The 26089-nt window shown below is 69.4% G+C and carries 25 protein-coding genes and 1 pseudogene; 10 read left to right on the top strand and 16 right to left on the bottom strand.

Annotation, left to right across the window (positions count from 1 at the left end; translation table 11 throughout):
* Nucleotides 1-65: 65 nt before the first annotated feature.
* Nucleotides 66-368 (bottom strand): hypothetical protein, encoded by a 303-nt coding sequence (locus tag FU658_RS00980; protein WP_147890398.1) that lies wholly within the window; start codon nucleotides 366-368, stop codon nucleotides 66-68.
* A gap of 159 nt (nucleotides 369-527) precedes the next feature.
* Nucleotides 528-1169, bottom strand: a complete 642-nt coding sequence (locus FU658_RS00975; RefSeq protein WP_147890397.1) for a glutathione S-transferase family protein — start codon at nucleotides 1167-1169, stop codon at nucleotides 528-530.
* 351 nt (nucleotides 1170-1520) lie between these two features.
* Here FU658_RS00975 and FU658_RS00970 point away from each other — a divergent pair, with 351 nt between their 5' ends.
* From FU658_RS00970 to FU658_RS00955, 4 genes are all read left to right on the top strand, one after another.
* Complete coding sequence (locus FU658_RS00970; RefSeq protein ID WP_147890396.1) at nucleotides 1521-2573, top strand: NAD(P)-dependent alcohol dehydrogenase; 1053 nt, start codon at nucleotides 1521-1523, stop codon at nucleotides 2571-2573.
* Nucleotides 2566-3195 (top strand): DUF924 family protein, encoded by a 630-nt coding sequence (locus FU658_RS00965; protein WP_147890395.1) that lies wholly within the window; start codon nucleotides 2566-2568, stop codon nucleotides 3193-3195. The genes FU658_RS00970 and FU658_RS00965 overlap by 8 nt, the downstream gene beginning before the upstream one ends.
* 139 nt (nucleotides 3196-3334) lie before the next feature.
* Nucleotides 3335-4126, top strand: a complete 792-nt coding sequence (locus FU658_RS00960) for a formyltransferase family protein (RefSeq protein WP_147890394.1) — start codon at nucleotides 3335-3337, stop codon at nucleotides 4124-4126.
* Nucleotides 4123-4899, top strand: a complete 777-nt coding sequence (locus tag FU658_RS00955; protein WP_222708327.1) for a polysaccharide deacetylase family protein — start codon at nucleotides 4123-4125, stop codon at nucleotides 4897-4899. Before FU658_RS00960 ends, FU658_RS00955 begins: the two co-directional genes overlap by 4 nt.
* Nucleotides 4900-4942: 43 nt before the next feature.
* Here FU658_RS00955 and FU658_RS00950 read toward each other — a convergent pair whose 3' ends face one another.
* A complete protein-coding gene (locus FU658_RS00950; protein WP_147890717.1) occupies nucleotides 4943-5497 on the bottom strand; it encodes a DUF2058 domain-containing protein in 555 nt (184 codons plus the stop codon).
* 164 nt (nucleotides 5498-5661) lie between these two features.
* Between FU658_RS00950 and FU658_RS00945 the strand changes: the two genes are divergently transcribed.
* From FU658_RS00945 to FU658_RS14215, 3 genes are all read left to right on the top strand, one after another.
* Nucleotides 5662-6420, top strand: coding sequence for an NUDIX domain-containing protein (locus tag FU658_RS00945; RefSeq protein WP_147890392.1), 759 nt, complete (start codon nucleotides 5662-5664; stop codon nucleotides 6418-6420).
* Between the two features lie 159 nt (nucleotides 6421-6579).
* Nucleotides 6580-7131 carry a porin family protein gene (locus tag FU658_RS00940; RefSeq protein WP_147890391.1) on the top strand — a complete coding sequence of 184 codons (552 nt, stop codon included), beginning with the start codon at nucleotides 6580-6582 and terminating at the stop codon, nucleotides 7129-7131.
* 260 nt (nucleotides 7132-7391) lie between these two features.
* Entirely contained in the window at nucleotides 7392-8327 is a 936-nt protein-coding gene (locus tag FU658_RS14215) for a tetratricopeptide repeat protein (RefSeq protein WP_187265842.1), read from the top strand.
* Between the two features lie 51 nt (nucleotides 8328-8378).
* On the opposite strand, the gene FU658_RS15880 is transcribed toward FU658_RS14215, so the two are convergent.
* Nucleotides 8379-8597 carry a hypothetical protein gene (locus tag FU658_RS15880; RefSeq protein ID WP_425477569.1) on the bottom strand — a complete coding sequence of 73 codons (219 nt, stop codon included), beginning with the start codon at nucleotides 8595-8597 and terminating at the stop codon, nucleotides 8379-8381.
* Between FU658_RS15880 and FU658_RS15875 the strand changes: the two genes are divergently transcribed.
* Entirely contained in the window at nucleotides 8533-9102 is a 570-nt protein-coding gene (locus FU658_RS15875; protein ID WP_425477567.1) for a GGDEF domain-containing protein, read from the top strand. The genes FU658_RS15880 and FU658_RS15875 overlap by 65 nt on opposite strands.
* On the opposite strand, the pseudogene dbpA reads toward FU658_RS15875, so the two are convergent.
* Nucleotides 9068-10440, bottom strand: a pseudogene (dbpA, locus tag FU658_RS00925) (ATP-dependent RNA helicase DbpA). The gene FU658_RS15875 and the pseudogene dbpA sit on opposite strands and share 35 nt — an antisense overlap.
* A gap of 123 nt (nucleotides 10441-10563) precedes the next feature.
* On the opposite strand from dbpA, the gene FU658_RS00920 reads away from it, so the two are divergent.
* Nucleotides 10564-12132: a diguanylate cyclase domain-containing protein gene (locus tag FU658_RS00920; RefSeq protein ID WP_147890388.1), complete on the top strand. Its 1569-nt coding sequence runs from the start codon at nucleotides 10564-10566 to the stop codon at nucleotides 12130-12132.
* Between the two features lie 9 nt (nucleotides 12133-12141).
* On the opposite strand, the gene FU658_RS00915 is transcribed toward FU658_RS00920, so the two are convergent.
* The 11 genes from FU658_RS00915 to FU658_RS00865 all read right to left on the bottom strand — a co-directional run bounded on the left by FU658_RS00915 (nucleotide 12142) and on the right by FU658_RS00865 (nucleotide 24154).
* Nucleotides 12142-14493, bottom strand: a complete 2352-nt coding sequence (locus tag FU658_RS00915; RefSeq protein WP_147890387.1) for a heavy metal translocating P-type ATPase — start codon at nucleotides 14491-14493, stop codon at nucleotides 12142-12144.
* A 127-nt stretch (nucleotides 14494-14620) separates the two neighbouring features.
* Nucleotides 14621-15136, bottom strand: coding sequence for a DUF411 domain-containing protein (locus tag FU658_RS00910; protein ID WP_255505339.1), 516 nt, complete (start codon nucleotides 15134-15136; stop codon nucleotides 14621-14623).
* A 15-nt stretch (nucleotides 15137-15151) separates the two neighbouring features.
* Nucleotides 15152-15691: a YybH family protein gene (locus FU658_RS00905; RefSeq protein ID WP_187265840.1), complete on the bottom strand. Its 540-nt coding sequence runs from the start codon at nucleotides 15689-15691 to the stop codon at nucleotides 15152-15154.
* Entirely contained in the window at nucleotides 15681-16166 is a 486-nt protein-coding gene (locus tag FU658_RS14930) for a c-type cytochrome (RefSeq protein WP_425477566.1), read from the bottom strand. Before FU658_RS14930 ends, FU658_RS00905 begins: the two co-directional genes overlap by 11 nt.
* A gap of 125 nt (nucleotides 16167-16291) precedes the next feature.
* Nucleotides 16292-17857 carry a multicopper oxidase family protein gene (locus tag FU658_RS00895; RefSeq protein WP_222708326.1) on the bottom strand — a complete coding sequence of 522 codons (1566 nt, stop codon included), beginning with the start codon at nucleotides 17855-17857 and terminating at the stop codon, nucleotides 16292-16294.
* 54 nt (nucleotides 17858-17911) lie between these two features.
* Nucleotides 17912-19294, bottom strand: a complete 1383-nt coding sequence (locus tag FU658_RS00890) for a TolC family protein (protein ID WP_147890385.1) — start codon at nucleotides 19292-19294, stop codon at nucleotides 17912-17914.
* Between the two features lie 102 nt (nucleotides 19295-19396).
* Nucleotides 19397-19843: a CopL family metal-binding regulatory protein gene (locus tag FU658_RS00885; RefSeq protein ID WP_147890384.1), complete on the bottom strand. Its 447-nt coding sequence runs from the start codon at nucleotides 19841-19843 to the stop codon at nucleotides 19397-19399.
* On the bottom strand, nucleotides 19840-20298 hold the full coding sequence (cueR, locus tag FU658_RS00880; RefSeq protein WP_147890383.1) for a Cu(I)-responsive transcriptional regulator: 459 nt from the start codon (nucleotides 20296-20298) through the stop codon (nucleotides 19840-19842). The genes FU658_RS00885 and cueR overlap by 4 nt, the downstream gene beginning before the upstream one ends.
* Before the next feature lie 18 nt (nucleotides 20299-20316).
* The gene (locus FU658_RS00875) at nucleotides 20317-22602 is read right to left on the bottom strand and encodes a heavy metal translocating P-type ATPase (protein WP_147890382.1); all 2286 of its coding nucleotides are present in this window, start codon (nucleotides 22600-22602) and stop codon (nucleotides 20317-20319) included.
* Between the two features lie 78 nt (nucleotides 22603-22680).
* Nucleotides 22681-23346, bottom strand: coding sequence for a response regulator transcription factor (locus tag FU658_RS00870; RefSeq protein ID WP_147890381.1), 666 nt, complete (start codon nucleotides 23344-23346; stop codon nucleotides 22681-22683).
* Between the two features lie 4 nt (nucleotides 23347-23350).
* Complete coding sequence (locus FU658_RS00865) at nucleotides 23351-24154, bottom strand: 3-hydroxybutyrate dehydrogenase (protein ID WP_147890380.1); 804 nt, start codon at nucleotides 24152-24154, stop codon at nucleotides 23351-23353.
* A 107-nt stretch (nucleotides 24155-24261) separates the two neighbouring features.
* On the opposite strand from FU658_RS00865, the gene FU658_RS00860 reads away from it, so the two are divergent.
* A complete protein-coding gene (locus tag FU658_RS00860; protein ID WP_147890379.1) occupies nucleotides 24262-26082 on the top strand; it encodes a 3-hydroxybutyrate oligomer hydrolase family protein in 1821 nt (606 codons plus the stop codon).
* Nucleotides 26083-26089: the final 7 nt, after the last annotated feature.

The following is a 26089-nucleotide window of genomic DNA, read 5'->3' as shown; positions in this document are numbered from 1 at the left end:
GTGCATCCTGTGGAGAGGGGCGACCAGCTTCCCGCGGGTCGCCCACCGCCTGCATGTGCTGGAACTCACGGTCGGGCGAACTGCCAGCGCTCCCAGGCCGGCATGCCGTCTGTCAGCCGGACCGGCTCGCAACTAGCGCTGGTCCGCCTGTCGTCCGGTCTGCCTTCGTACGCCCTTCGGGCCTCCGCCTCGCACTGCTCGCGCGAGAGCGCGGGCTCCACGTCGGCGCAGGCCGCCAGGGCATCGCGGTACTGGCGCTCGCGCTCGGCGGCGTCGACGGTCACCGTGACTCCGTCCGGTGGCGGGGTCGCCGGATCGACGCGTCCCATCTCGCCCTCGCGGTCGGGGGTGCAGGCGGCCAAGCTCATGCATGCGCCTGCGGTCATCGCTAGCAACAGGGTCCTCATCGGCTTGCCTCCATGGCATGGGTCTGGACCGTCAGCATCCAACCATCTGGCTGAACGCGATGAGAAATCGCTCCCCGCCCGGTGAGGGCGGTTGCTGCCCGGAGGCGCAAGCCCATCGCGTCAGCCTTGCGAAGTTTCCTGCGCAACGGGCGGGGGGGCCATCCGCTCGGTCTGTTCCTCGACGCGTCGATGCGCCGGCCGGTCCTTGAGCCCGTCCCAGTACGCAACGAATTCCGGCCGCTTGTCGATGGTGCCGAACTGCATGCTCCATCCGACGAAGGAACCCACGTAGACATCCGCCGCGCTGAATCGATCACCGGCGATGTGGCGGCGGTCGCGAAGGGCGTCGGCGAGGGTGTCGAGCACCCGCGCCTTGGTGCCGAAACCCATCTGCATCTGCTGCTCGGGGGTCGGTTCGAAATCGCAGGCCGACAGCGACAGGGCCGTCTCCATCGGGCCCGCCCCGAAGAACAGCCAGCGGTAGTAGGCGGCGCGCTCCGCCGGCGGCGGTGCCAGGCCGGCTTCGGGGAACGCATCGGCAAGGTATGCGCAGATCGCTGCGGTTTCCGTGACGACCCGATTCCCGTGCACGATGGCGGGAACCTTGCCCATCGGGTTGATCGCCAGGTACTGCGGTGTCTTCATCTGGCCCTTGTAGTCGAGCACCTCGATGCGGTACGGCACGCCCACCTCTTCCAGCATCCAATGGGCGATCGCCCCGCGTGACCAGGGGTTGGTGTAGAGCGTGATTTCCTTGTCCATCGTCTTTCTCCTGGAGCGTGCCTGGCCGAGCGGGCCCGGTCCGGCGAGTGGGGTTGGGGGCTCAGTCGTTGCGTTCGAACGCGGCTTCGGGCGTGGCCAGGTCAAGCTTTCCCATCGGCATCGCAGCTGCCATGACGCGCTGGCCGCGGGTAGAACCACAGACGCGGTGTGATCGTGCTCATGATCCGTCGGCCTCCATTGGGTTTCCCTCCATGGGAGGGGTGGCCATCGATGGTCGAACAAGCGTCGCACGATTCGACACCGGGGCGCACCGGGATGCCGGGGGTGATTCCGCCACGCCAGCGCGGGTGGTGGGATACTCCAAGGCCCCCCCGCGAAGGAGTACGTACCATGTCCCAGGTCCGCGCCTATGCCGCCCAGTCCCCCGAGTCCGGTGTCGCTCCCTTTTCGATCGAGCGCAGGGACCCGCGCCCCGACGACGTGGTCATCGCCATCGAGTACTGCGGCATCTGCCACACCGACATCCATTTCGTGCACAACGACTGGGGCATGACGTTCTATCCGGTGGTGCCGGGGCACGAGATCGTTGGCCGAGTCGTCTCCGTCGGCGACAAGGTGCAGGGCTTCGCGCCGGGCGACCGGGTCGGCGTTGGCTGCCTGGTGGATTCCTGCCGGCAGTGCGCCTCGTGCAACGACGGGCTGGAGCAGTACTGCGAGAAGGGCTGGGTCGCCACCTACAACGGCGAGGACCGCCACGATGGCAGCCGCACCTATGGCGGCTATTCCGAGCGCATCGTCGTGAGCGACCGCTTCGTGCTGCGCATGCCCGAGGCGCTGGATCCGGCGGCAGCCGCGCCACTGCTGTGCGCCGGCATCACCACCTACTCGCCGCTCAAGCAGTTCGGGGTGGGCGAGGGGCATCGCGTCGGCGTGGTCGGCATGGGTGGCCTGGGCCACATGGGCGTGAAGTTCGCCCGCGCACTGGGTGCGCACGTCACCCTGTTCACCCGCTCGGCATCGAAGGTGGACGAGGCAAGGAAGCACGGCGCGCACGAGGTCGTCGTGTCGACCGACGAGTCGGCGATGGAAGGCGTCGCGGGACGCTTCGACTTCATCCTCGACACGGTCCCCGTCGCCCACGACCTCAATCCCTACGTGAACGCGCTCAAGCGCGACGGCACCCTGATCCTGGTCGGCATGCTGGCCCCCACCGACCCGCCCCTGCAGACCGGCCCACTGGTGTTCGCGCGGCGCCGGTTGTCGGGGTCGCTGATCGGGGGACTGCCGGAGACGCAGGAAATGCTCGACTTCTGCGCCGAAAATGGCATCAGTTGCGATGTCGAGATGCTCGACATCAAGGACGTCAACACCGCGTACGAGCGCATGCAGCGGGGCGACGTGCGCTACCGCTTCGTCATCGACATGGGGACCCTGCATGGCTGAGCAGCACATCGACAACCCGGGCATCGGTCCCGACGAGGTCCTGGCGTTCTGGTTCGGCGACATGGACGGCCCCGATCGGGCCATTGCGCAACGCCAGGCCGGATTGTGGTGGTCCAAGGACGAGGCGGTCGACCGCCGGATCCGGGAGCGCTTCGAAGCGGCGGTCCAGGCGGCCGCCGATGGCCGCTTGTCGCAGTGGAGCGCCACGCCCGAAGGCTGGTTGGCACTGATCGTGCTCACCGACCAGTTCCCGCGGAACATCCATCGGGGAACGCCGGGGGCCTTCGCATTCGATGCGCGGGCCAGGGAGATCGCCCGCGAGGGGCTGGATGCGGGCCGGGACCAGTCCCTGCGGTCGGTGCAGCGCGTCTTCGCCTACCTGCCGCTGGAGCACGCCGAGGACCTGGGGCTGCAGCGCGAGGCGGTCGAGCGCTTCACCGCGCTCGCCGCGCAGGTGCCGCCGGAAGACCGCGAGGCATTCGACGGTTTCCTGGACTTCGCCCGCCGGCACCTGGAGGTGATCGAGCGCTTCGGGCGTTTTCCGCACCGCAACGCCATCCTGGGTCGCGAATCGACCGCGGCCGAGCTGGCGTTCCTCGAGCAGCCGGGCTCGTCGTTCTGACGCCACGGCTTAGCCCCGCGGCAAGCGGTGCCGTGACGATCCGGGCTCGCGAGTGTCAGGTTCACGCCGCCTTTCGCGTTCTCGTCCATCGACTGGGGCGCGTCGAGGCGCGAGGGAGTTCAATCGAAGTGAAGCTGACGTGCGTACGGTACTGATCTGCCACGCCGATGATGCGTTCGACCGTCGGGGCCTGGCCTCGTGGCTGGCATCGTTCTCGACCCTGGCCGGAGTCGTGGTGCTCGAGGAGACCGGCGCCCAGAAGCGACAGCGCTACCTGAGGGAGTTTCGCCGCGTGGGGCTGCTGGGAATGCTCGATGTTGCGGCCATGCGCGTCTACCAGCGCATCTTCCAGCGACGGGCGGACCAGGCCTGGTTCCGGCACGCCCTTGCTGCCATGGAGGCCCGGTACGGTCCCACGCCCGAGGTCCGTGAACTGCACGTTGCCAGGGGCGGCGACCGGCGGGTGGTCGCCTTCCTCCACGAGCTGCGCCCGGACATCGTGCTCGCGCGCTGCAAGCAGCTGCTGCCCCGCAAGGTGTTCTCGATCCCGCGTGACGGAACCTTCGTCATGCATCCCGGCATCTGCCCGGAATACCGCAATGCCCACGGCTGTTTCTGGGCGATTGCCGAACGTGACCTGGGACGCGTGGGCATGACCTTGTTGCGGATCGACGCCGGCATCGATACCGGGCCGGTATTCGGGCACTACCGCTATGACTTCGATGAGCGTCGTGAAAGCCACGCCGTCATCCAGGCGCGCGTGGTGCTGGAGAACCTCGATGCGCTGGCCGTCAGGTTCGCCCAGATCCACGCCGGGACCGCGACGCCGGTGGATACCGCCGGCCGGCGCAGCGGCGAATGGGGCCAGCCGCGCCTGAGCCGGCACCTGCGTGCCCGCCGGGCGATGCGTGTCGCGGAGGTGAATGGATGACGGCCAGTCTGATGTACCACGACCTCGTGGATCCGGGCGGATGGGACGCGAGCGGATTCCCCGGCCCGTCCGCGGCGTCCTACAAGTTCGAATGGGACGAGTACGAGCGCCAGCTGCGTGCACTGTCCGGGACCGGCCTGCGCTTCCCGCGGGTCGACGCGCTCGACGGCGAGGACGACGATGCCTGCCTGTTGACCTTCGATGACGGTGGCTGCAGCGCGGTCGAGGCGGCGCGTCGGCTGGAGCAGCACGGCATGGTCGGGCACTTCCTCGTCACCGGGGAGCGCATCGGAACCCCGGGCTTCCTCGGTGCGGCCGATGTCCGTGCACTGGCGGCTTCCGGCCATGTCATCGGCAGCCATTCGCATACGCATCCGCCCGACATATCGCGCCTGGACGCGCGGGCGCTGGCAGCGGAATGGGAGTCCAGCGTGTCACGCCTGTCGCAGATCCTCGGCCACGCGGTCGACGTCGCATCGGTCCCGGGAGGCTTCCATTCCACGCTCGTCGCCCGGTCGGCCGCACGTGCGGGGATACGCCACCTGTTCACGTCCGAGCCGACGACTTCAGTGGCACGGATCGACGGTTGCCGGATCCATGGCCGCTATGCACTGCAGCGCGGTGCCACGCCGGAGCTGGTGGCGGCGCTGGCGGTCGGTCGGGGCGGCGCCCGCGCGCGCCAATGGCTGCTGTGGAACCTGAAGAAGCCAGCGAAGCGTTTCGTCGGGCCTGCGTATCGCTGGGCCCGCCGACGCGCTTTCGGGGGCGCTTGAGCGGATTCCGGACCCGCTCGGGACGGGCCTGGAGGTGGACGTGTCACCAGTCGAGGTCGTCGGGCACCTTGAACTGCGCGTAGTACGGGTCCTCGTCATCGTCCGGGCCGTCCGCGTCCGCTGCGTGGTCCAGCACGATCATGGACGGGTCGCGCTCGCGGATGCGCTCCGCGGCCGCACGCGGGACCACGGCATGGCCGCCGCCGTCTCGGACGATCAGCAGGCTTCCGCGTGACAACTGGGCGCGCGTTCCGGCATCCACCCACAGCTGGCGTATGAGTTCGCCATCCTGGAAGCGATAGGCGATGTCCCCGCCCGTGGCGACACGGTGCGCCTCCACCAGTTGTTGCACCTGGGCGCGCAGCTCGCGGGCGCGGGCCTGGGCGTTGCGCTGGGCGGCAAGCTCCCGGTCGGCCTGCGCCTTCTCGGCCTTGAGCCGCTGCGTATCGACCACGGGCGTGCCCGGAGCCTGCCCGGGATCGCCCTTGGGGTGTCCCTTGCCCTTGCGCTGCTTCGCCTGCTCCCGGACCACTTCGGCGACTTTGCTTTTCTTGACCAGCCCGGCCTTGAGCAGTTGGTCCTGGAGGGGATTGCGCATGGGAAAACGGCGTGTGACAGGCAGGATCGCGGTTTCCATTCTACGTGGCCCGGGCGGCTGCCGCCGCTGGCGACCCGAAGGGTGCGCGATACTGTCGGCCCCTCCGGCGGCGGCCGGCCCCGCGCCGGCGGGCACCCGGCCCCACAGGAACTAAGGACATCGGCATGCTCAAGGCGGCTAGGAACCAGTACCGGGGAGTGTTCGTGGGCGAGCCGCACCTGCCGGGGGACGACGATGCCTTCGTCGCCGACCTGGCAGCGGCGTTGCCGCAATGGCAGTCCGAGGGCATCCGCGTGGCGTGGCTGCAGCTGCCGGCGACACGCGCAGCGCTGGTACCCCGGGCGATCGAGGCGGGATTCGAGTTCCACCATTGCGACGGCCCGAAGCTGATGCTGGTGAAACGGCTGGAGGCCGGGGCCTACGTGCCCGCCGGTGCGACGCACACGATCGGCGTGGGTGGTGCGGTGATCTCGGAGGAAGGACGCGTGCTGGTCGTGCTCGAGCGCCGCGACGTGACAGCCCGACCCGGTTACTACAAGTTGCCCGGCGGCATGCTCGAGCCCGGGGAGCACTTCGCCGAGGGCGTCGTGCGCGAGGTGCACGAGGAGACCGGCATCCGTGCGGCTTTCGATGGCATCGTCAGCCTCAGGCACCACCACAAGGGCCAGTTCGGCACGTCCAACCTCTACGTCGTGTGCCGCCTGCGTCCGCTCGACTTCGACATCCGCGTCGACGACGAGGAGATCGGAGACGCGATGTGGGTGGAGGTCGGCGACTACCTGGCCAATCCCGACATAGGTGCCTACAACAAGCGCGTCGTGCGCGCGGCGGTGGCGGGTCGGACGCTGTCGTTGGCGGAGGTCGAGGGCTACATGAGCGCGGGGGAATACGAAGTGTTCATCGGCGACGCGGCCCCGGCCTAGCTGAATGCCGGCTTGAAAAAACCTGAACTGCAGCCGTCGCGGAAGTTGTTAAAAACGCTTTACTTCCGCTCCAAACATGTAGCTTTGCCGCGTCCGGTAGGGCAGCAGCATTTCTCCCGGACATTCCCCCGATCCAAGCTGCAAGGAAGGAAGTAGACAATGAATATCAAGAAGACCCTGCTGGCCGCGGCCGTGACTGCCCTGATCCTCCCCGCCTCGGCATTCGCCTCCGATCCCGGTTTCTACCTCGGCGGCAAGATCGGCGCCGCCTCGACCGACGACCGCTGGATCGATGACGACGACACGAGCTTCGGCGTCTACGGCGGCTACCGCTTCAACCCCTACTTTGCGCTCGAAGGCGAGTACACCGACTTCGGCAACCTGGAAGTCGACCTGAGCGAGCTGGAAATCAACAACGCCCGCGCCGAGCCGCGCACCTGGGGCCTGCGTGCGGTGGGCTTCGTGCCGATCACGCCGAACCTGGAGCTGCTGGGCAGCATCGGCCTGCATTCGTTCGACCTCGATCCGAGCGACCAGGAGGGCTTCCGTGAAGTCGTGGGCTCCAGGAGCAGCACCGACCTGACCTACGGTATCGGCGCCCAGTACAACTTCGCCGGCCGAGTCGGCCTGCGCACGCAGTACACGCGCTACGAGTTCAAGGACGCCGGTTCCTCCGACGAGATCAGCCTGGGCCTGCACTTCCGCTTCTGATGGCCTGAAGGCAAACAGGGATGTGCCCAACGGGCCCGGATCTTCGGGCCCGTTCTCGTTTCTGGATGGGGCACATTGCCCAGGCCCGCCGCATCGGGCTAAGGTCGTGCCGGGTCCACCCCTTGGCGACGCACCATCGAAAATTCGAGGCATGCACCACCTGCCGCGCAGCTGCGCCCTCGGCATGCCCCGGCCGGCAGTCGGACCATCCATGGGCCTGGCGGTGTGGCCTGCTGCTCATCGTCCTCCTCGTGCCCGGCATGCTGCTGGCCAATGTGGCGGACACGGCACGCGGGCTTCGCGACTCGGATCCGGCGCTTGCCCTGGAGGCGATCGAACAGGGGCTCCTGGACCCCGGTGAGGGACTGACGCGACAGGACAGGTCGGGACTGCTCCAGTTGCGTGCCGAAATCCTTCGCGACCTGGGCCGGCTCGACGAGGCCCTGGCGTCGGTGCGCGAGGTGGAGTTGCTGGTCTCTCCCGGGGATTCCCCGGTCGTCCTGGCCAGGGCACTGCATGTGCGGGGCACCGTCGAGGCCGAGCGCGGCAACGTCAGCGCCGCGCTCGAGACCTTCCATGCCGCCCGGCGCGTACTGGCACCGACGTCCGAATGGGGCGAGCAGGCTCGGGTCACGATGGCGATCGGCATCGCCCATACCTTCATCGAGGATTACGAACGCAGCCGCGTCTATTACGACGAGGCGCTGGTGCTGGCCCGTCGCGCCGGCGACCAGGAACTGGAGACCCGGCTGCTGGGCAACCTGGCCGTGGTGGTGGCGGCGCTGGAGGGCCCCGAGGCGGGAATCCGGGTCCATGAGGAGGCCTTGGCCCTGGCCCGTGAGCGGGGCGACCTGCGGGTGGAGGCGTACCAGCTGGCGAACATCTGCAGCCGCGAGGTGCAGCTGGCGCGCCATGACCGGGCCGATGCCGTCTGCCGGGAGGCGATCGAGCGCCTGGAGCCGCTCGGGCACGCCCGGATTCTGGCCGGCACGCGCCAGTCGCTCGCCGACCTGATGCTGGCTCGCGGGGATGCAAGAGGAGGCGCTCGAGCAGTATCGCCAGTCGCTGCTCGACGTGGAGTCGACGGTGCCCACCGTGGCCGTGGAGACCCTGGCCAGGCTGGCGGAGTTGCACGAGCACCGGGGCGACCCCGCGGTCGCGCTGGGCTACTACCGTCGCATGGTGGACCTGCGTGAACGGCTGCGCGACGAGGAGCGCATGCGCCTGGTCAAGGAACTCGAGATGCGCTACGACGTGGAACAGCGCGAGCGCGAGATCGCGTCCCTGCGCACGGACCACTCGATGCGCGAGCTCCAGTTGCAGCGCCGCAACTGGGCGGTCGTCGCATTGCTGTCGGGCCTGGGCGTGGTGGCGGCGGCCGGTTTCCTGGTCTGGCGCGCCATGCGGGCACGGGCCGTGCTCGAGAAGCGCCTGTCCGCCGAGGACCCGTTGACCGGCGCACTCAACCGCCGCGCGTTCCTCGAGTTGGCGGCCTACGAGGTGCGCCGTTCACGACGTAGCGGCAAGCCCCTGAGCGTCGTCATGGCCGATGTGGATCACTTCAAGCCGGTCAACGATACCCACGGGCACTTCGTCGGCGACGAGGTGCTCGTCGAGCTGGTGCGGCGCCTGCGCGCGACATTGCGCGAGGTCGATGCGATCTGTCGATGGGGCGGGGAGGAATTCGTCCTGCTCTTCCCGGACGCCGGTGGCGACAGCGCGGCGCGGGTGGCCGAGCGGGCGCGGATGGCGGTGGCCCGGACGCCGGTCGCCACCAGCGCAGGGGAGATGTCGGTCACGCTGACGTTGGGCGTTGCGGTCGTCGGCGATGACTTCGAGGCGGCGGTGGATGCGGCCGACCGTGCGCTCTACCAGGGCAAGCGCGCGGGCCGCGACCGGGTGGTGGTCGCCAACGGTTCGCCGGACCGAGCCCGGCTCAGATCCGACGAACCCGGAAGTTCCGGCCCTTGATCCGCCCAGCCTGCAGTGCCGCCTGCGCCCGGTCGGCCTGGCGGTGGGCCACGGCGACGTAGGATGCGTCGGGAAGATATCGATCTTTCCGATCGCGTCGACGGGCAAGCCCGCGGCACCCGTCAAGGCCCCCAGCACGTCACCCGGTCGCAGCTTGTCGGTGCGCCCCGCGTCGATGCGCAGTGTCGCCATCGGCGCGGTCGGCACGCCCTGCGGGCGCCCGCTCACCGGTTTGGCCGGTGCCCAGCGCAGACGTGTCCCTGCCAGGCTCTCCAGCGCGAGGGCGCGGGGCATCTCCTTCGGGGTCACCAGCGCCAGCGCCAGACCGGTGCTGCCGGCGCGGGCGGTCCGCCCGATGCGGTGCTGGTAGACGTCCGGGTCCGTAGGCAATTCGTAGTTCACCACGCAGGCCAGGTCCTTCACGTCCAGGCCGCGGGCGGCGACGTCGCTGGCCACCAGCACGCCAAGGCTGCGGTTGGCGAAACGCACCAGCACCTCGTCGCGGTCGCGCTGCTCGAGGTCACCGTGCAGCGCGGCCGAGGCAAATCCAAGGTGGTTGAGCGAGGTCACCACGTCGTCCACGTCGCGCTTGGTATTGCAGAAGACCACGGTCGATTCCGGGCGGTGCTGCAGCAGCAGGCCGGCCAGTGCGGTGGGCTTCGCGGACAGGTCCACCTCATGGAACCACTGCTCGATCCGGGGCACGTCCTCGCCCTGCTCGACCGAGGCCTCGTGGGGCTCGTGCAGGGTGGCTCGTGCCATGTCGCGGATCGACTCGGGCCACGTCGCGGAGAACAGCAGGGTCTGGCGCTGTCGTGGCAGGCGACGGGTGATGTCGCGGATCGCCTCCTCGAAGCCCATGTCGAGCATGCGGTCGGCCTCGTCGAGGACGAACGTGGCCAGGCCGCGGACGTCCAGCACCTCCTTGCGCAGCAGTTCCTGGACCCGGCCCGGGGTCCCCACCACCACGTGCGGGGCGTGGGCCAGCGAGGCGATCTGGGGACCGAGTGCGATGCCGCCGGTGAGCAGGCTGAGCTTGACGTTGGGGATGCCTGCGGCCAGCCGGCGAAGCTCCTTGGCCACCTGGTCGGCAAGCTCGCGCGTCGGACACAGCACCAGGGCCTGGGTCCGCAGCGAGGCCGGGTCGAGCCGCTGCAGCAGTCCCAGGCCGAACGCCGCGGTCTTGCCGCTGCCGGTCGGTGCCTGGGCCAGCAGGTCGCGGCCTTCCAGGATCGGCCCCAGGCTGGCCGCCTGGATGGCGGTGGGGCGGGTGTAGCCGGCGTTGGCCACGGCCTGCTGCAGGGCAGGGAGGAGGGGAAGTTGCGAGAAGGAATCCATGGCCCATGATCGCAGGCTTGGCTGCCCGAGTGTTCAAAAGCGCTTACCCATGACCGGACCGGCCGGCCCAGCGCGTTATACCGACATGCACAGCTGCGGGGTTGCGCCGCCAGGAGGTACGTCGTGATCGATAGACCCGAGGGCGGCAAACGACCTGCCGCCTCCGACGACAATGCCAAGTCACGCCTTCCCGGCAACCTCGACGACCTCGTCGCGGCCAACGAGCGGCTGCTGTGCTCGGCCGTGGAGGCCGAGCAGCGTGCGGATGCCTGTTCGCGCGCACTCAAGGACCTGGTGCGCTCTGCGAAAACCGACCCGCTGACCGGCCTGCCGAACCGGCTGCTGCTGATGGACCGTTTCGACCAGGCGATCTCCCGGGCCAAGCGTGACCAGACCCGCATGGCCTTGCTCTTCCTTGACCTGGACAACTTCAAGGAAATCAACGATTCACTGGGCCACCAGGCCGGCGACGACGTGCTGCGGTGGGTGGCCGAACGCATCATCAACAACGTGCGTGAAGTCGATACCGTCAGCCGCCACGGCGGCGACGAGTTCATCGTCCTGCTCGACGGAATCAAGGACGAGGAGGACGCGGTCCACGTGGCCGAGAAGCTGATCTCCGACCTGATGGTGCCGTGCGAGCTGGAGGCGGGAAGCATCGAGCTTTCCGCCAGCATCGGCATCAGCCTCTACCCGGACCATGGCGAGGATGCGAGCACCCTGATTGGCCGCGCCGACGCCGCGATGTACCTGGCCAAGCGACACAGGCTGGGTGGGTTCGTCATGCACGGCGAGGACGCGGACACCGCCCGGGGGTGGCCGGGGGGAACCCCCGAGGGCATGCGCCGGCCGGGGCGACGTCCGCGGCACATGCGGATGGAACTGCAGGAGGCCAACGGGCAACTGGTGCTGGCGACGATGGGTGCCCAGCAGCTGGAGAAGGCCGCCGAGGAGGACCAGCGCAGGCAGGCGGAGTTCCTGGGCACGCTGGCGCACGAGCTGCGCAGTCCCCTGACCCCCATCCGGATCGCAGCCAGCATGCTCGGCAACGCCAGCGATGACTGCGAGCGGCTTTCCGAACTCCAGGCGGTGATCGAGGGCCAGGTCTCGCACATGTCGCGGCTGGTCGGCGACCTGCTGGACGTGGCGCGGGTGAGCACCGGCAAGGTCCACCTGGCCATGGAGAAACTCGATCTCGTCTCCCTGCTTCGCGAAGCCTTGCGGGCATCGGACCTGTGCAGCCGGGCTCGCCACCAGATCCTCGAGATCGATTTGCCCGCCGAGCCGGTCTGGGTGACGGGCGACCCGCTGCGCCTCACCCAGGTCTTCAACAACCTCCTCGACAATGCGGTGAAGTACACCCCGGCTGGTGGACGCATCACCCTGACGATGGCCCCGGAAGACGACATGGTGAAGGTGGTCGTGTCCGACAACGGCATCGGGATCACCGCCGAGGCGCTCGATCACATCTTCGAGCCGTTCCACCAGGACACCCATGCCACGGATTTCGACCAGGTGGGCCTGGGCATCGGGCTGACCGTCGCCCGGGAACTGGTCCAGGCCCATGGGGGCGGGATCGAAGCGAAGAGCCCCGGCGCGGGCCTGGGGGCCACGTTCACGCTGACGTTGCCGCTTGCCGGAAGCGGTGCCCCACGTCACGAGCAGGCCGAGAATGGTGAATCGAACGTCTAGGCTGAATCTTCAAGCCAAGCGTTTCACGGTCCCGCGGGAACCAAGGGTGGTGCGCTTGAGAAGCACGGAGTTTCCGATCACCGAGAGGGAGCTGGCCGTCATGGCGACCACACCGACCATCGGATGCAGCAATCCCAGCGCCGCTACCGGAATCGCGGCCAGGTTGTAGAACCAGGCCCAGAACAGGTTCTGCACGATCTTGCTATACGTGGCCCGGGACAGGGCGATGGCCTCGACCACCTTGCCCAGCTGCCCGCTGACCAGGGTCACGTCGGCGGCCTCGATCGCGACATCCGCGCCGGCCCCGATCGCGATGCCCACGTTGGCCTGCTTGAGCGCTGGCGCATCGTTGATGCCGTCGCCGACCATCGCGATGTGGGGCCCGTGCGTGGCCTGGAGGCGGCGGATCTCCTCGACCTTGCCTTCGGGAAGCACCTCCGCGCGGACTTCGTCGATGCCGACCTGCCCGGCGACACTGTCGGCCGCGCGTTGGTTGTCGCCGGTGAGCATCACCACCTGCAGCCCCATCGCATGCATGCGCGAAATCGCCTCGGCGGAGTCGTGCTTGATCGCGTCGGCCACGGCAACGATGCCTATGGCCTTGTTGTCGCAGGCGACGATGACGGCCGTGCGGCCGCGCTTCTCGAGCGCCACCAGATCCCTGTCCAATGCCTCCAGTCCGGTCACGCCGGACTCCTCGAGAAGGGGGCGGTTTCCAACGAGGACGGTTTTGCCTCCGACGGTTCCCTTCACCCCTCGCGCGCCCACCGAGGCGAAGGCCTCGACGTCGCCGATCGAGACCTCTCTTTCGCGTGCGCCGTCGACCACCGCATGCGCCAGCGGGTGCTCCGAAGCGTTCTCCACCGCCGCCGCCAGTGCCAGCACCTCGTCCTCGACGTACCCCTGCGCCGCCACGACTTCGGTCAGCGCCGGCTGGCCCAGCGTGATCGTGCCGGTCTTGTCGAGCACGACGACGCGGATGTCCTTGAGCGTCTGGATCGCTTCGCCGGAGCGGATCAGCACGCCACGCTCGGCACCCAGCCCGGAGCCCACCATGATCGCGGTCGGCGTGGCCAGGCCCAGCGCGCAGGGGCAGGCGATGACCAGCACGGCGATGGCGGACAGCGTGGCCACCTGGAGACTGCCCAGTTCCGGGTTCACCCATGGGAGGAATGCCGCCCCCCATTCGAGTACCGGGCGAAGCGAGTCAGCGAACAGCAGCCACATCACGAAGCTGCCCAGGCTCACGACGACCACGGCGGGAACGAAGCGCCCGGTGACCCGGTCGGCGAACTCCTGGATCGGGACCTTGGAACCCTGGGCTTCGTCGACCAGGCGGATCACCTGGGACAGGAAGGTGTCGGAACCGACGCGCGTGGCACGCACGCGCAGCCGCCCCTCCTTGTTGACCGTCGCACCCAGCACGGTGTCGCCGACGGCCTTGGCCACCGCGGCCGACTCGCCGGTGGCGATGGACTCGTCCACGTGGCTGGCGCCGTCGAGCACCTCGCCATCGGTCGGGATCTTTTCCCCGGGGCGCACGACCATGACATCGTCGACCTGCAGCGCCGCCGTGGGCACCTCCACCTCCTCGCCGTCGCGCAGCACCCGCGCGGTCCGGGCGCCGAGGGTCAGCAGCTTGCGGATCGCCTGGGAGGCGCGGCCCTTTGCCCGGGCCTCGAGATACCGGCCGAGCATGTGGAAGCTCATGATGGTGGCGGCCATCTCGATGAACGAGGTCATCGGGTAGATGAAGCCGACCAAGCCGATCAGGTAGGGGGGAATGCTGCCCAGGCTGATCAGCACGTCCATGTTGGCCGTGCGGTTGGCCAGCGAGCGCCAGGCCGACACATGCGTGGCCCAGCCGCCGTAAAGGAAGACCACGGGGAAGGCGAGCACCGCCACGATCGCCAGGTAGCCCGGCACGGGCTGCCAGAACATGTGCACGCCCATCAGCAGCATGATCAGGGAGGCCGGGACGGCGGCGATCCACAGGCGGGTCAGCGCCTGTGCCAGATGCACTTCCTCGATTTCGCTCGTGCGGTCCGCGCCGGACGCTCCATCGGCGTCCGCAAGCTCGAGGTCGGCCACCTCGTATCCGGCTTTCTCCACTGAAGCACGCAGTTGCGCCGCAGTGGTGGTCGATGCGTCGAACTCGACCACGACCCGGTGCGCGGCGATGTTTGTGGTCAGGCTCGCGACCCCGGGAAGCCGGCGCAACGACTCGGACACGATGCCTGCGCAATGGTCGCTGCCCATTCCGGGCACGATCAACCGTGCCCGGGTTGCGGGGGCCGCCAACTCCGGTGCACCGCCACCCGCTTTGCCGGTGCTGCCTGGAACCTCGTCGCGACGTGCCATGGGCGGCTCCTCCAGAGTTCGGGTCGGGTTCCTCAACGAGCCTACAGCGGTGTCGAAGCGCGCCCTTGACGCGGATCAAGCCACGACTGTAGCCCGCAACGACGAGCGCTCCACGCATTCGCCATCCTCAGCGTTGCGCGTCGTCGCCGGGATGGTGCGCGTACTCCACGATGCTGCCGTCCGCCTTGACGAGATTGGTGCTGAAGCTGTGCTTCACATCGGCTTCCATGCCGGGTGATCCCAGCGGCATGCCGGGTACGGCGATGCCCAGGGCGTCAGGCTGCTCGGCCAGCAGGCGATGCACATCCTCGAAGGGCACGTGGCCTTCGACGAAGTAGTTCCCGACCTGCACCGTATGGCACGAGGCCTGGCTCATGGGCACTCCAAGTGCCTGCTTGATCGGGGCGAGATCGTCGTGGTCATGCAGTTCCACGTCGAAGCCGGCGGCTTGGGCCTGTTCGGCCCAGGCCGTGCAGCAGCCGCACCATGGGGTCTTGTGGACCACCAGGACGGGCTGTTGTGTCGCCGAGGCGGGCTCGGCTGCCGCGGTTTCGGTGGCGCGCGGCGCAACGCCGTCCTGTGCGCCGCAGCCCAGTGGCGCCACGGCGAGGGCGAGGATGGCAAGTGTTCGAATGAGCTTCATGTTGTTTCTCCCGGGCTAGTCGATCTGCTGGCGGCTGGACCAGTGGATGTGGACGATCTCCCAGCGTGCACCACTGCGACGCAACACCATGGTCTCGTTGCTGAACACGGTCAGCATTCCTTCATCACGGTTGGCGTGGAACTCGCTTTCGCTGGCTACCCAGACCAGGTCCCCGCTGATGCGGGCGATCCGGTGCTTGGGCTGATGGTGCGCCTCCTGGATGAAGGCGGCGTCGTGGGCGGCATGGCCGGCCAGGTACTCCGCGGCCGAGCGTTCCACGCGACCGTTCTCGAACACCGACACGTCGCTGGCCAGCTCGCTTCCGGCAGCCTCGATGTCGCCGCGACCCAGGGCGGCGAAGAAGCGGTCCACCGTGGCCACGGCTTCACGTGCCTGCATGGGCACGTCGACGACGGCTTCCTCGGTTGCCTGGTGGTGGGCATGGTGATCGTGGCCGGACTGGGCGTGCACCGGCGGCAGCAACAGGGCAGCGAACACAAAGGTTGCGACCGCTATACCGGACAGGGGGGTGCTGGATGCGATTTCAGTGTGCATGTGAGTGGTCCTCGTGGCTGTGTTCGTGATGGTCGTGGTCGTGCTCGTGGTCCATGCCTTCGCCACCACCATGGGAGTGTCCGGGGCTGGCGTCCACCAGGGCCCGATACGCCTCGGCGGACATCCCGGGCAGCACCTGCAACAGGGCCACCATGTCCCAGATGTAGGCGTCGTCCATGCTGTGACCCCAGCCGGGCATGCCGCTGGCCTTGATGCCGTGGCGGGTGACCCAGAAGGCTTCGGCAGGGGCCATGGCGGGGCCGGTCGACAGGTTGGGCGGGCGGGGATAGAGCCCGCGGCTGATCTCGCTGCTGGCCACGCCGGGTGCCAGGTGGCAACCCACGCACATGGCGTCGTAGTTGCCGGCGCCGCGGCGGACCCGCTCGCGTCGGCCAGGTCGGCTGGAGTCTCGATGTCCCGCGCATGGTGGCGGATCGAGTTCCCCCGCAGGCGTTCCAGCAGGCCATGGACGAATTCGCTATGGGGAACGTCGGCGGCGACGTTGTAGCGCCCGGAGGCCACGACAGCGAAGACGGCGGCGCAGGCCAGCAGCAAGAGCACGATCACGGTGAGTACGATGCGTCCCATGTTGGATCTCCGTCAGTGGTTGTGGTGGCCGCCATCGCGGCGGGGGGTGGGCAGGGCGTCGCTGCCGGCGGAGGCCACCTGGCCGCGCCGCACCGGCTGTCCGAACGACGGATCGCTGCTCACGCGGCGGGTCAGCTCACCCGGCGGGTGGCGGTACCAGCCGGGGTCGCGGTAGTCGCCGGGGGCGATGTCGTCGCGCACCTTGACCACGGTGAACATCCCGCCCATGCCGATGTTCCCGAACGGCCCCCGGCCGGCCGCCATCGCCAGCGTGTTCTCGGGACCGGGCATGTGGCCCATGTCGACGTGGTCCTGGTGCTCGGCCATGCCGTGTTCACCCATCGCCATGAAGCCCGGCAGGATGCGCTGGATGCGCTGCTCCACCCCGCTCTGGTCAACGCCCAGGGTGTTGGGGATGTCGTGGCCCATCGGGCCCATCGTGTGGTGGGCCATGTGGCAGTGGAAGGCCCAGTCGCCGGGGACGGCGATGAACTCGAAGTCGCGCATCTGGCCGACGCCGACGATCTCGGTCACTTCATTGCGCCACTGGGCCCGTGGCCAGCGACCGCCGTCCCCGCCGGTCACCGCGAACTGCACGCCGTGCAGGTGCATCGGGTGGTTCCACATCGAGAGGTTGCCGATGCGGATGCGCACCCGCTCGCCGCTGCGCGCCACCAGCGGTTCGGTGGCCGGAAACGCCTTGGAGTTCAGCGTCCACACATCGAAGTCCTGCATCACCGACGGGTCGGGGACGTAGGTGCCGGGATGCACGGCCCAGTTGTGCAGCAGCATCGCGTAGTCGCGGTCGACGGGCTCCTCTTCGGGCCCGCGCGGATGGATGATGAACAGTCCCATCATGCCCATCGCCAGCTGCACCATTTCATCGGCATGCGGGTGGTACATGTGGGTGCCGTGCTGGCGCAGGGTGAACTCGTAGACGTAGGTTTCGCCCGGTGCGATCGGCGGCTGGGTCAAGCCCTTCACGCCGTCCATGCCGCTGGGCAGCAGCAGGCCGTGCCAGTGCACGCTGGTCCCTTCCTTGAGCCGGTTGGTGACGTAGATGCGCACGCGCTCGCCCTCGATCGCCTCCAGCGTCGGGCCCGGGGTGGTGCCGTTGTATCCCCAGGCCTTGATCCGCGAACCGGGGCCGAACTCGTGCTCGATCTCCTCGGCCACCAGGTGGAACTCGCGGACCCCGTCCACCATGCGCGAGGGCAGGGACCAGCCGTTGGGCGTGTAGACCGAGCCGGGTCCCGAGGCCGTGCCGCGTCGCGCCCGCGGCGCTTCCGCCGCAGCTGGCGCAGGTGCGGTTGCCGCGGGCTGCGCGGGCCGTGCGTGCTGGCTGTGGTCGTGGGCATCCTGGGCGCGGGCCAAGGGGGCCGTGGCGGCGCCCACCAGTCCGGCGCGGCGCCGAGCAGGACGTTGCGACGGGTGATGCTCATGGCGTGTCTCCGTGGTCGTGACCCTGGTGGTGATCGTGTTCGTGGTGATCGGCGTCATCGGCATCTTCGGTCTCAGCCGGGGCGTGGTGCCCGTGGTGCTGGTGACCTTCGTGACCCTCGTGACCTCCCGCTTCATGGTCGCCTCCGTGCATCGAATGGTCGCCATGGCCACCCTCCGACGGTGGCGCGATCACGGCCTGCAGGTCGGGCGTGAAGCCGTGCTCGCCAGGGCGTCGGGCAGCCGGGTGCCGATGGCGTGCGCCAGGTCGGTGTGGGCCAGCCAGTAGTCGCGCACCGCGTCGATGAAGCCCTCATAGGCCCGGTACTCGGCCTGGCGGGCCGCCAGCAGCTCGAACGCACCGATCAGCATGAAGTTGTAACGCTCCAGCTCGCGCTGCACCGCCTCGCTGCGGTCGGGGACGATGCCGGCCTGGTACAGCGCGACCACTTCGCGCATCGCCTGCACGCGCCCGGCCGCTTCACGCGCGCCCAGTTCGACTTCCAGTTCACGCTGGGCCAGCTGCGCGCGGCCCCGCTCGAGCAGGGCATCGGCACGCATCGTGCGCGCCTGGCCCTGATGGAAGAGGGGCAGCTCCAGGCTCAGGCCCGGGCCGCGCATGCGGCTGCCGTCGGGTTCGCGCTCCCACTCGTAGTCCAGTTCGATTCCGCCCAGCCAGCGCCATCCGCGGCTGAAGGCCAGTCCATCCTCGAGGATGCCCACCTGCAGTCGGGCGGCACGCAGGTCCAGGCGCTCGCTATCGGCCAGTGCCAGCAGTTGCTCGAGCTCCATGGCATCGTTGCCCGGCATCGCCAGTCGCGGCGGGGCCTGCCACAGGTCGGCAAGCTCGCCTGAAAGCCCCATCTGCGCGTTGAGTGCCTGGCGCGCGGCGATCGCGTCGGCACGCGCGGTCACGGCGGCCACCCGTGCCTCGCTTGCCGCTGCGCGTTCGCGCAGCAGCTGCAGCCGGCTGACGGTGCCGGCCTGGTGGAAGCGATCGGCCAGCTCGGCGGAAAGTTCGGCGGCGTCCGCCACCGCTGAGCGCAGCTCGGCGCGTTGGCCGGCCGCCACGTGCCGGTACCACGCGGACTCGGTGTCGCGTGCGACGGTCACTGCGCGGGCAGCCACCTCGATGCGCAGCGCCTCGAAGTCACGCGCTGCCAGCTGGCTGCCCTGTGGCAGCAACAGCAGGTCGGAAAGCGACAGGCCCAGCGACAACGAGCGCTTGGCGCCTTCGTCGCCGGAAAGGCGCGAGGCCGAAAGACGCGGGTTGGCCAGGCGCGAGGCTTCGAACGCCTGAGCGGCGCCGATACCCAGCCGGGACCAGGCGATCTGCAGGTCGGGGTTTCCCGACAGCGCCAGGGAAACTGCGTTGTCGCGTTCCAGCGGCTGGAGCAGCACAGCGCGGCGCTGCGCATCCGTGGCCGCGGCATCGGCTGTGGCCGCGGGGCCGATCGGCGCGGCCGCCAGCGAATGGGCCTGTTCGCCGGCACGCTGGGGCGAGTAGCTGGCACAGGCCGCCAGCAGTGGCAGCAATGCCGCCAGGCTCGCGACCCGGTGAAGTGGGATTGGCATGGGGTGACTCCGTGAATCGGAAGGGCGGCCCCTCGCGGGGTCGTACCTGGGCAGGCAACCGGTCGGGGAAGCGTCCCGCGCGGCGCGTGCCGTTCCTCGGAGTCAGGCGATCGGTGGCCTGAGGGGGTTGCCGGATGGGCAGGTGCCCGGTGCGTCGACGGGACCGGCCAGGGGTGCTTTGGAGGCAGCCCATTGCGTACCGCTGGCTCCGGCGACGGGCAGCGCGGTCGCGCACGCCATCACGCAGCTGCAGCCCTGGCAGCTGCCGGTGGCACAACACTCCGTGCCCGCATCGGTGGCGGTCCCGGCAGGCGCCTTGGCGTGCTGGTGGCAGTCGCCAACACCTGCAGCCTGGTCGCTGGACGCGGCGGCAGCGGACATCGAGGCATGTGCGTGTGCCGGCAGGGCCCAGCCGTTGAACGCCAGTGCGAGCACCAGCATCAGTCGGGCCACGGTGGCAAGTGAAACAGGCATCGCCGCAGTATAGGCGGCCGCTCGCCAGCGTGCGAGCGCCGTGGCGCCGTCGGGAGATCGCGGTGCGGCGCTCATTCAGGCGCCCGCCGTGGCGACAATCCGCCCAGGATGGGGCATTCCGGGCGATCGTCGCCGTGGCAGCGCGATGCCAGGTCCAGCAACGTCGAGCGCATCCGGTCGAGTTCCGCGATGCGCGTGTCGATCTCCTCGACGTGCGTCATGACCAGCGCCTTGACGTCGGCGCTGGCCCGGTCGCGGTCGTCCCACAGCGCCAGCAGCACCTTGATGCGGGCCATCGGGAAGCCGAGGTCACGGGCGCTGCGGATGAACCCGAGCCGATGCACGTCGGCCTCGCGGTAGACCCGGTAGTTCGCGACCGTCCGCATCGCCTCGGGAATCAGTCCGATCTGCTCGTAGTGCCGGATCATCTTCACCGACACGCCGGACGCTTCGGCGGCGGCGCCGATCTCGTACAGGCCTTCCTGGCGGGCGTCGGCAAGCTCGAGGGTCGGGGAGGGTTTGCGGCTCATGGGATCGCCTCGCGTGAGTCAGGACAGCGGCACCGGCGCGGTGAAGCGCCTGAGCCGCAGTGCGTTGGTGACGACGAAGATGCTGGAGAAGGCCATCGCCATCGCCGCCAGCATCGGCGAGAGCAGCCAGCCGAAGGCGGCGTAGAACACGCCGGCGGCGACCGGGATCAACGCGGTGTTGTAGGCGAAGGCCCAGAACAGGTTCTGGCGGATGTTGCGCATCGTCGCGCGCGACAAGGCGATCGCATTGGGCACGTTGCGCAGGTCGCCCGACATCAGCACCACGTCGGCGCTTTCGATCGCGATGTCGGTCCCGGTGCCGATGGCGATGCCCACGTCGGCCTCGGCCAGCGCGGGCGCATCGTTGATGCCGTCGCCGACGAAGGCCAGCCGTCGCCCGCCTTCGCGCAGGCGCCCCAGCGCACGCACCTTGTCCTCGGGCATCAGTTCGGCCAGCACCTCGTCGATGCCCAGCTGCGCGGCGATCGCGCCCGCCGTGCGGCGGTTGTCGCCACTGAGCATCGCCACGCGCAGGCCCAGCGCGTGGAGCGCACGGATCGCGTCCGGCGTGCCGGCCTTGATCGGGTCGGCCACGGCCAGCAGGCCGGCCAGTTTCCCGTCCACCGCCATCAGCAGCGGGGTGCGCGCCAGGTCGGCCAGCGTTGACAGCCGCTCGTCGACAGGCGTGGTGTCGATGCCGAGTTCGGCCATGTAGCGCGCTGCGCCCAGGTCGATGCGGTGGCCGTCGACATCGGCACGGATCCCCATGCCGGTGATCGATTCGAAGCCCGTCGCGGCGGGGACGGAAAGCCCCCGTTCCTTCGCGGCCGCGACGATCGCTGTGCCGACCGGATGCTCGGCATCGGCCTCGGCGCCCGCCGCGAGCGCGAGCAGTTCGTCTCCCTGGAAGCCTGCCAGCGCTTCCAGGTCGGTCAGGCGCGGCTTGCCTTCGGTCAGCGTGCCGGTCTTGTCCAGCGCCACCACCTGCACGTCGCGCAAGCCCTGCAATGCATCGCCACCGCGGAACAAGATGCCCTGGTCGGCGCCGCGGCCGGTACCGACCATGATCGAGGTCGGCGTGGCCAGCCCCATGGCGCAGGGGCAGGCGATGATCAGCACGGTCACCGCGGCGACCACGGCCATGGCCAGGGCCGGCTCCGGGCCGAACAGCCACCAGGCCGCGGCGGTCACCAGTGCCACGGCGATGACGATGGGAACGAACCAGCCGGTGACCCGATCGACCAGCGCCTGGATCGGCAGCTTGGCCCCCTGGGCCTGTTGCACCATGTCGACGATGCGGGCCAGCACGGCGTCCTCGCCCAGGTCGGTGGCTTCCACCACCAGGCTGCCCTTCTGGTTGATGGTGCCGCCCACCACGCGGTCACCGGCGCCGCGACGGACCGGCACCGGCTCTCCGGTGATCATCGACTCGTCGACCCGCGAATCACCGTCGAGCACGCGTCCATCCACCGGCACGGTTTCGCCGGGGCGCACGCGGATGCGATCACCGCGCTGCACCTGTTCGACCGGCAGCTCCACCACTTCGCCGTCGCGCTCGACCCGGGCGGTCTTCGCCTGCAGGCCGAGCAGGCGCTCGATGGCGGCCCCGGTGCGGCCCTTCGCGCGCGCCTCGAGCAGCCGTCCGAGCAGGATCAGGGTGACGATGACCGCCGCGGGTTCGTAGTAGATGTTTGCCGTACCTGGCGGCATGACGCCGGGGGCAAAGGTGGCCACCACCGAGTACGTCCAGGCTGCCCCGGTGCCCAGAGCGACCAGGGTGTTCATTTCCGGCGCACCGCGCAGCAGGGCCGGGAGCCCGATGCGGAAGAACACGCGGCCCGGTCCGAACAGCACGATCGTGGTCAGCACGAACTGGAGCAGTTGGGCGTTGAAGTGGCCGATGTGGGTGTGGATCGCGTCGTGGATCGCCGGCACCAGGTGCGACCCCATTTCCATCACGAACACCGGCAGCGTCAGTGCGGCAGCCAGCCAGACCTTGCGGGACAGGGCGCGGGCATCCTCGTCGTGGTGGTGATGTGCGGCTCCGGCGGACCCGCCGTGGCCTTCGTGCCCGGGCGCACCCATCGGGGTGTCGTAGCCGGCGCGCTGCAGTGCATTGCGCAGGTCCGCAACCGACGGCGCCGGGCCGTCGAAGGCGAGCGTGGCCTGTGCAGTGGCGAGGTTCACGCTCGCCGAGCGCACGCCCGGAACACCGGCCAGTGCCTTCTCGACACGGCCGACACAGGACGCACAGTTCATGCCTTGTACGGGGATGCGCTGGTCGGTGGATCGCGAGCGGGTCATGGCGGGGGCCTGGAGGGAGATGGCCTCCATCATGAACCCTGCCATCGTGGGAGGGTCAAGCAGCCGCCGGAACGGCGCCTAGCTCGACACGTGGCGCGCCGGGTCGCCGAGCTCCAGCGAGCGCAGCAGCACGCCGGCCTGGGTGCGGTTGCGCACGCCCAGCTTCTCGAAGATCGCGCTCATGTGGGCCTTGACGGTGCGCTCCTGGATGCCGAGCTCGTCGGCGATCTGCTTGTTGAGCCGGCCCTGGGCGACCCGCTCGAGTACCCGGAATTGCTGCGGCGTCAGGGAGTCCAGCCCAGTGGCCAGCGCTTCGTCGTTGGGGTGTCCCGGCTCGGCACGCACGGCCGGACGCAGGGATTCGGGCAGCCACTGCTCGCAGTCGAGCACCGCGCGCAGGCCGGCCTGGAGCTCGTCCATGCCGGCACGCTTGGGAATGAATCCCGCCGCGCCGAAATCCAGGGCGCGCCGGATCGTCACCGGATCGTCGTGGGCCGAGATCATCACCACCGCCACGCCGGGGAATTCCGCCCGCAGCGCCGCCAGACCCATGAGGCCATGGCTGTCGGGCATGTGCAGGTCCAGCAGCACCAGGTCGGTGTCGGGGGCGTCGGCGAGGGACTTGCGCGCCGCGGCCAGGCTTTCGGCCTCGTCGACCCGGGCATCCTCCACCAGTCCCGCCAGTGCCTGCGCCAGCGCCAGTCGATACAGCGGGTGGTCGTCGACGATCAGCAGGCGCGGCATCGTCTTACTGCGCCGTCCAGCCGCCGTCGACCGGTATCGACGTGCCGGTCAGGTTGTGGGACTGCGGCCGGCACAGCCACAGCACCGCGTCGGCGATCTCCTCGGGCATCGAGGTGCGCTGGCTGGGCTGCTTTTCGGCCAGCATGCGGCGGATGCCTTCCTCGCGGCTGTCGCCGGCGGCGTGGGCTTCGATCTGCGGTTCGATCAGCGCGGTCTCCACCCAGCCCGGGCACACGCAGTTCACCGTCACGCCACCGCTCTTGCGGTCCCCGGCCCGCGCGTACTCCAGCGCCGCGGCCTTGGACAGGCCGACGATGCCGAACTTGCTGGCGATGTAGGGCGCCTTGTTGACCGAAGCGACGAGGCCGTGCACCGAGGCGATGTTCACGACCCGGCCGAAGCCGCGCTCGGCCATGCCCGGCATCGCCAGGCGCATGGTATGGAAGGCCGAGCTCAGGTTGACCGCCAGGATCATGTCCCAGCGATCCACCGGCATGTCCTCGAGCGGCACGGCGTGCTGCACGCCGGCGCAGTTCACCAGGACGTCCAGCGGCGACCACGTATTGATGTCGGCCATCATCTGTTCAATCTGACCGGGCTGCCTGAGGTCGGCTTCGAAGTAGCGTGCGTCGCGGGCGCCGGCGGAGCGCACCGATGAAACGGCAGCCTCGATCTGGCCGGCCTCGCCGAGTCCGTTGATGGCGACGCGCGCACCTGCCGCCCCCAGGGCGCGGGCGATCGCCAGGCCGATGCCGGAGGTGGAGCCGGTGACCAGGGCCGTTCGGCCGGAAAGGAATTTCTCGCTCATCGTTTTCGCAGGGGCGGGGGAGGAAAGCACACGTTACCAGCCCCGGCATGCACCACGTCGTACTTAGGTACGATGCAGCCCAACACCGGCACTGCTAGCGTGTCGCCATGAACAATACCGCCCGTGCACTCGTCTTCGTCCTTTCCACTCCATTGCTGCTGGCCTGCCAGGAGCCCCCGTCGGGGGCGGCGCGCAGCATGAGCACCGACGCCATCGGCGACCTTCAATGGCGTGTCAGCGAGCATCGCGACGGGGACGACCTGCTCAGCGCAGGGCTTGGACTCGATGGATTGCGGCAGATGCAGGCGCCGGACTTCGGCGACCCCGAGAACCCGACGGCTGCCGAGCTGCGCCGCCGCGCGGTGTGGTCGAACTGGCGCGGCATTGCCGATTTCAGCCAGCCCGGTGGCATCGGCCAGGGCCTGGGCGACCTGGCACCGGTCCCGGGGCTCGAGTTCCAGGCCTTGCTGCGGCTGGACGGCGCGAGCCAGCCACACCGCGTGCTGGTGCAGGTGCCGGATGGCTTCGATGCGAAGGTCCGGTGCCTGGTCGTGGCCGCCGCTTCGGGTTCGCGCAGCGCCTATGGCGCCATCTCGCTGGCTTCGGGCTGGGCATTGCCACGCGGCTGCGCGGTGGTGCACACCGACAAGGGTCTGGGCACGGCCTGGCAGTCCCTGCCCGGCGCGTTGGGGGCGTCATTGGACGGCACGCTGGTGGAGGCGGGGGGCGATCGCGAATTCACGGTGGACGCTGGCGAACATGACCTGCCGCGCGTGGCGGTGAAGCACGCCCATTCCGGCGACAACCCCGAGGCGGACTGGGGCAGGCATGTGCGCCAGGCGGCCATGGCCGGGCTGGCTGCGCTCGGCGAGGCGCGCCCCGGCGAGGCGCCGTTCACCACGGACAACACGCGCATCATCGCCGTCGGCATATCCAATGGCGGTGGCGCGGTCCTCAGGGCCGCCGAACTCGAAGGCGACTGGCTCGACGGCGTGGTGGCGATCTCCCCCAACATCTATCCCGCCCAGGGCGGTCGTGCGCTGTACGACGTCGCGACCGAGGCGGCATTGCTGATGCCCTGCGCCCTGTTGGCGAGCGCGTTCGACGACGAGCCACTGGCGCGTCCGGGTGGCCTGAAGCCACCGGCCTGGGGCGTGCGCTGCGCGATGCTGGCCGAGGCCGGCCTGCTGGATGGCGGCGACATGGCGGCACGGGCGCAGGACGCGCATGCGCGACTTCGCGACGGCGGTTGGAGCGACGAGGCCCTGGCCGCGGGCGCACTGAGCGTCGGCTTCGACCTGTGGCGCGCGGTGGCGGTGCCGTACGCATCGGCCTACTCGCGCACCGGGCCGCACGCGATGCCATGCGGCTACGGATATGCCGTCGTCGATGCGTCCGGTACGCCACGCCTTCCGGGCCGGGCGGAGCAGGCCGCGTGGTGGAGCGACTCGGCCGGATTGCCACCGGGGTCGGGCGTGTCCATCGTCGATGCAATGGCGGCCGACGCACCAGCGGCTGATCCTGCGCTCCCGGGCTTGCTTTGCCTGCGTGGCCTGTGGGCCGATGGCACGGTGCGGGGTCGGGGGCTTCGCGACGGCATCGAGGCCACCCGCGCCGCGCCGCCGCGCGCCGGACTGCCGGTGCTGGTGCTGCACGGAGTGGACGACGGACTGGTTCCCGAGGCCCACACCGCGCTGCCGTACGTGGCCGGGGCCCGTGCCGCGGGCGCCGACATCCACTACTGGCCGATTGCCAATGCCCAGCATTTCGACGCGATGCTCGGCTTGCCGGGCCTGGGTGGGCGCTACCAGCCGTTGTTGCCCCATGCGTGGGATGCGCTGGACGCCATGGCCGCCCACCTCGCCGATGGCGACGAGATCCCCGCGATGTCCCGGGTGCAGTCATCGACAGGCGCCAGCGGGGATTGATCGCAGG

The organism is Alkalisalibacterium limincola, from assembly GCF_008017755.1.
Lineage (GTDB): Bacteria > Pseudomonadota > Gammaproteobacteria > Xanthomonadales > Xanthomonadaceae > Alkalisalibacterium > Alkalisalibacterium limincola.
Note: the sequence above shows the minus strand (reverse complement) of the source record. Positions and strands in the feature narration are given on the sequence as shown.

Coding starts and splice junctions, on each gene's coding strand:
- FU658_RS00980 (WP_147890398.1), bottom strand. CDS start 368: ATGAGCTTGGCCGCCTGCACCCCCGACCGCGAGGGCGAGATGGGACGC.
- FU658_RS00975 (WP_147890397.1), bottom strand. CDS start 1,169: ATGGACAAGGAAATCACGCTCTACACCAACCCCTGGTCACGCGGGGCG.
- FU658_RS00970 (WP_147890396.1), top strand. CDS start 1,521: ATGTCCCAGGTCCGCGCCTATGCCGCCCAGTCCCCCGAGTCCGGTGTC.
- FU658_RS00965 (WP_147890395.1), top strand. CDS start 2,566: ATGGCTGAGCAGCACATCGACAACCCGGGCATCGGTCCCGACGAGGTC.
- FU658_RS00955 (WP_222708327.1), top strand. CDS start 4,123: ATGACGGCCAGTCTGATGTACCACGACCTCGTGGATCCGGGCGGATGG.
- FU658_RS00950 (WP_147890717.1), bottom strand. CDS start 5,497: ATGCGCAATCCCCTCCAGGACCAACTGCTCAAGGCCGGGCTGGTCAAG.
- FU658_RS00945 (WP_147890392.1), top strand. CDS start 5,662: ATGCTCAAGGCGGCTAGGAACCAGTACCGGGGAGTGTTCGTGGGCGAG.
- FU658_RS00940 (WP_147890391.1), top strand. CDS start 6,580: ATGAATATCAAGAAGACCCTGCTGGCCGCGGCCGTGACTGCCCTGATC.
- FU658_RS14215 (WP_187265842.1), top strand. CDS start 7,392: ATGCTGCTGGCCAATGTGGCGGACACGGCACGCGGGCTTCGCGACTCG.
- FU658_RS15875 (WP_425477567.1), top strand. CDS start 8,533: ATGCGGGCACGGGCCGTGCTCGAGAAGCGCCTGTCCGCCGAGGACCCG.
- FU658_RS00915 (WP_147890387.1), bottom strand. CDS start 14,493: ATGGCACGTCGCGACGAGGTTCCAGGCAGCACCGGCAAAGCGGGTGGC.
- FU658_RS00910 (WP_255505339.1), bottom strand. CDS start 15,136: ATGAAGCTCATTCGAACACTTGCCATCCTCGCCCTCGCCGTGGCGCCA.
- FU658_RS00905 (WP_187265840.1), bottom strand. CDS start 15,691: ATGCACACTGAAATCGCATCCAGCACCCCCCTGTCCGGTATAGCGGTC.
- FU658_RS00895 (WP_222708326.1), bottom strand. CDS start 17,857: ATGAAGCGGGAGGTCACGAGGGTCACGAAGGTCACCAGCACCACGGGC.
- FU658_RS00890 (WP_147890385.1), bottom strand. CDS start 19,294: ATGCCAATCCCACTTCACCGGGTCGCGAGCCTGGCGGCATTGCTGCCA.
- FU658_RS00885 (WP_147890384.1), bottom strand. CDS start 19,843: ATGAGCGCCGCACCGCGATCTCCCGACGGCGCCACGGCGCTCGCACGC.
- cueR (WP_147890383.1), bottom strand. CDS start 20,298: ATGAGCCGCAAACCCTCCCCGACCCTCGAGCTTGCCGACGCCCGCCAG.
- FU658_RS00875 (WP_147890382.1), bottom strand. CDS start 22,602: ATGACCCGCTCGCGATCCACCGACCAGCGCATCCCCGTACAAGGCATG.
- FU658_RS00870 (WP_147890381.1), bottom strand. CDS start 23,346: ATGCCGCGCCTGCTGATCGTCGACGACCACCCGCTGTATCGACTGGCG.
- FU658_RS00865 (WP_147890380.1), bottom strand. CDS start 24,154: ATGAGCGAGAAATTCCTTTCCGGCCGAACGGCCCTGGTCACCGGCTCC.
- FU658_RS00860 (WP_147890379.1), top strand. CDS start 24,262: ATGAACAATACCGCCCGTGCACTCGTCTTCGTCCTTTCCACTCCATTG.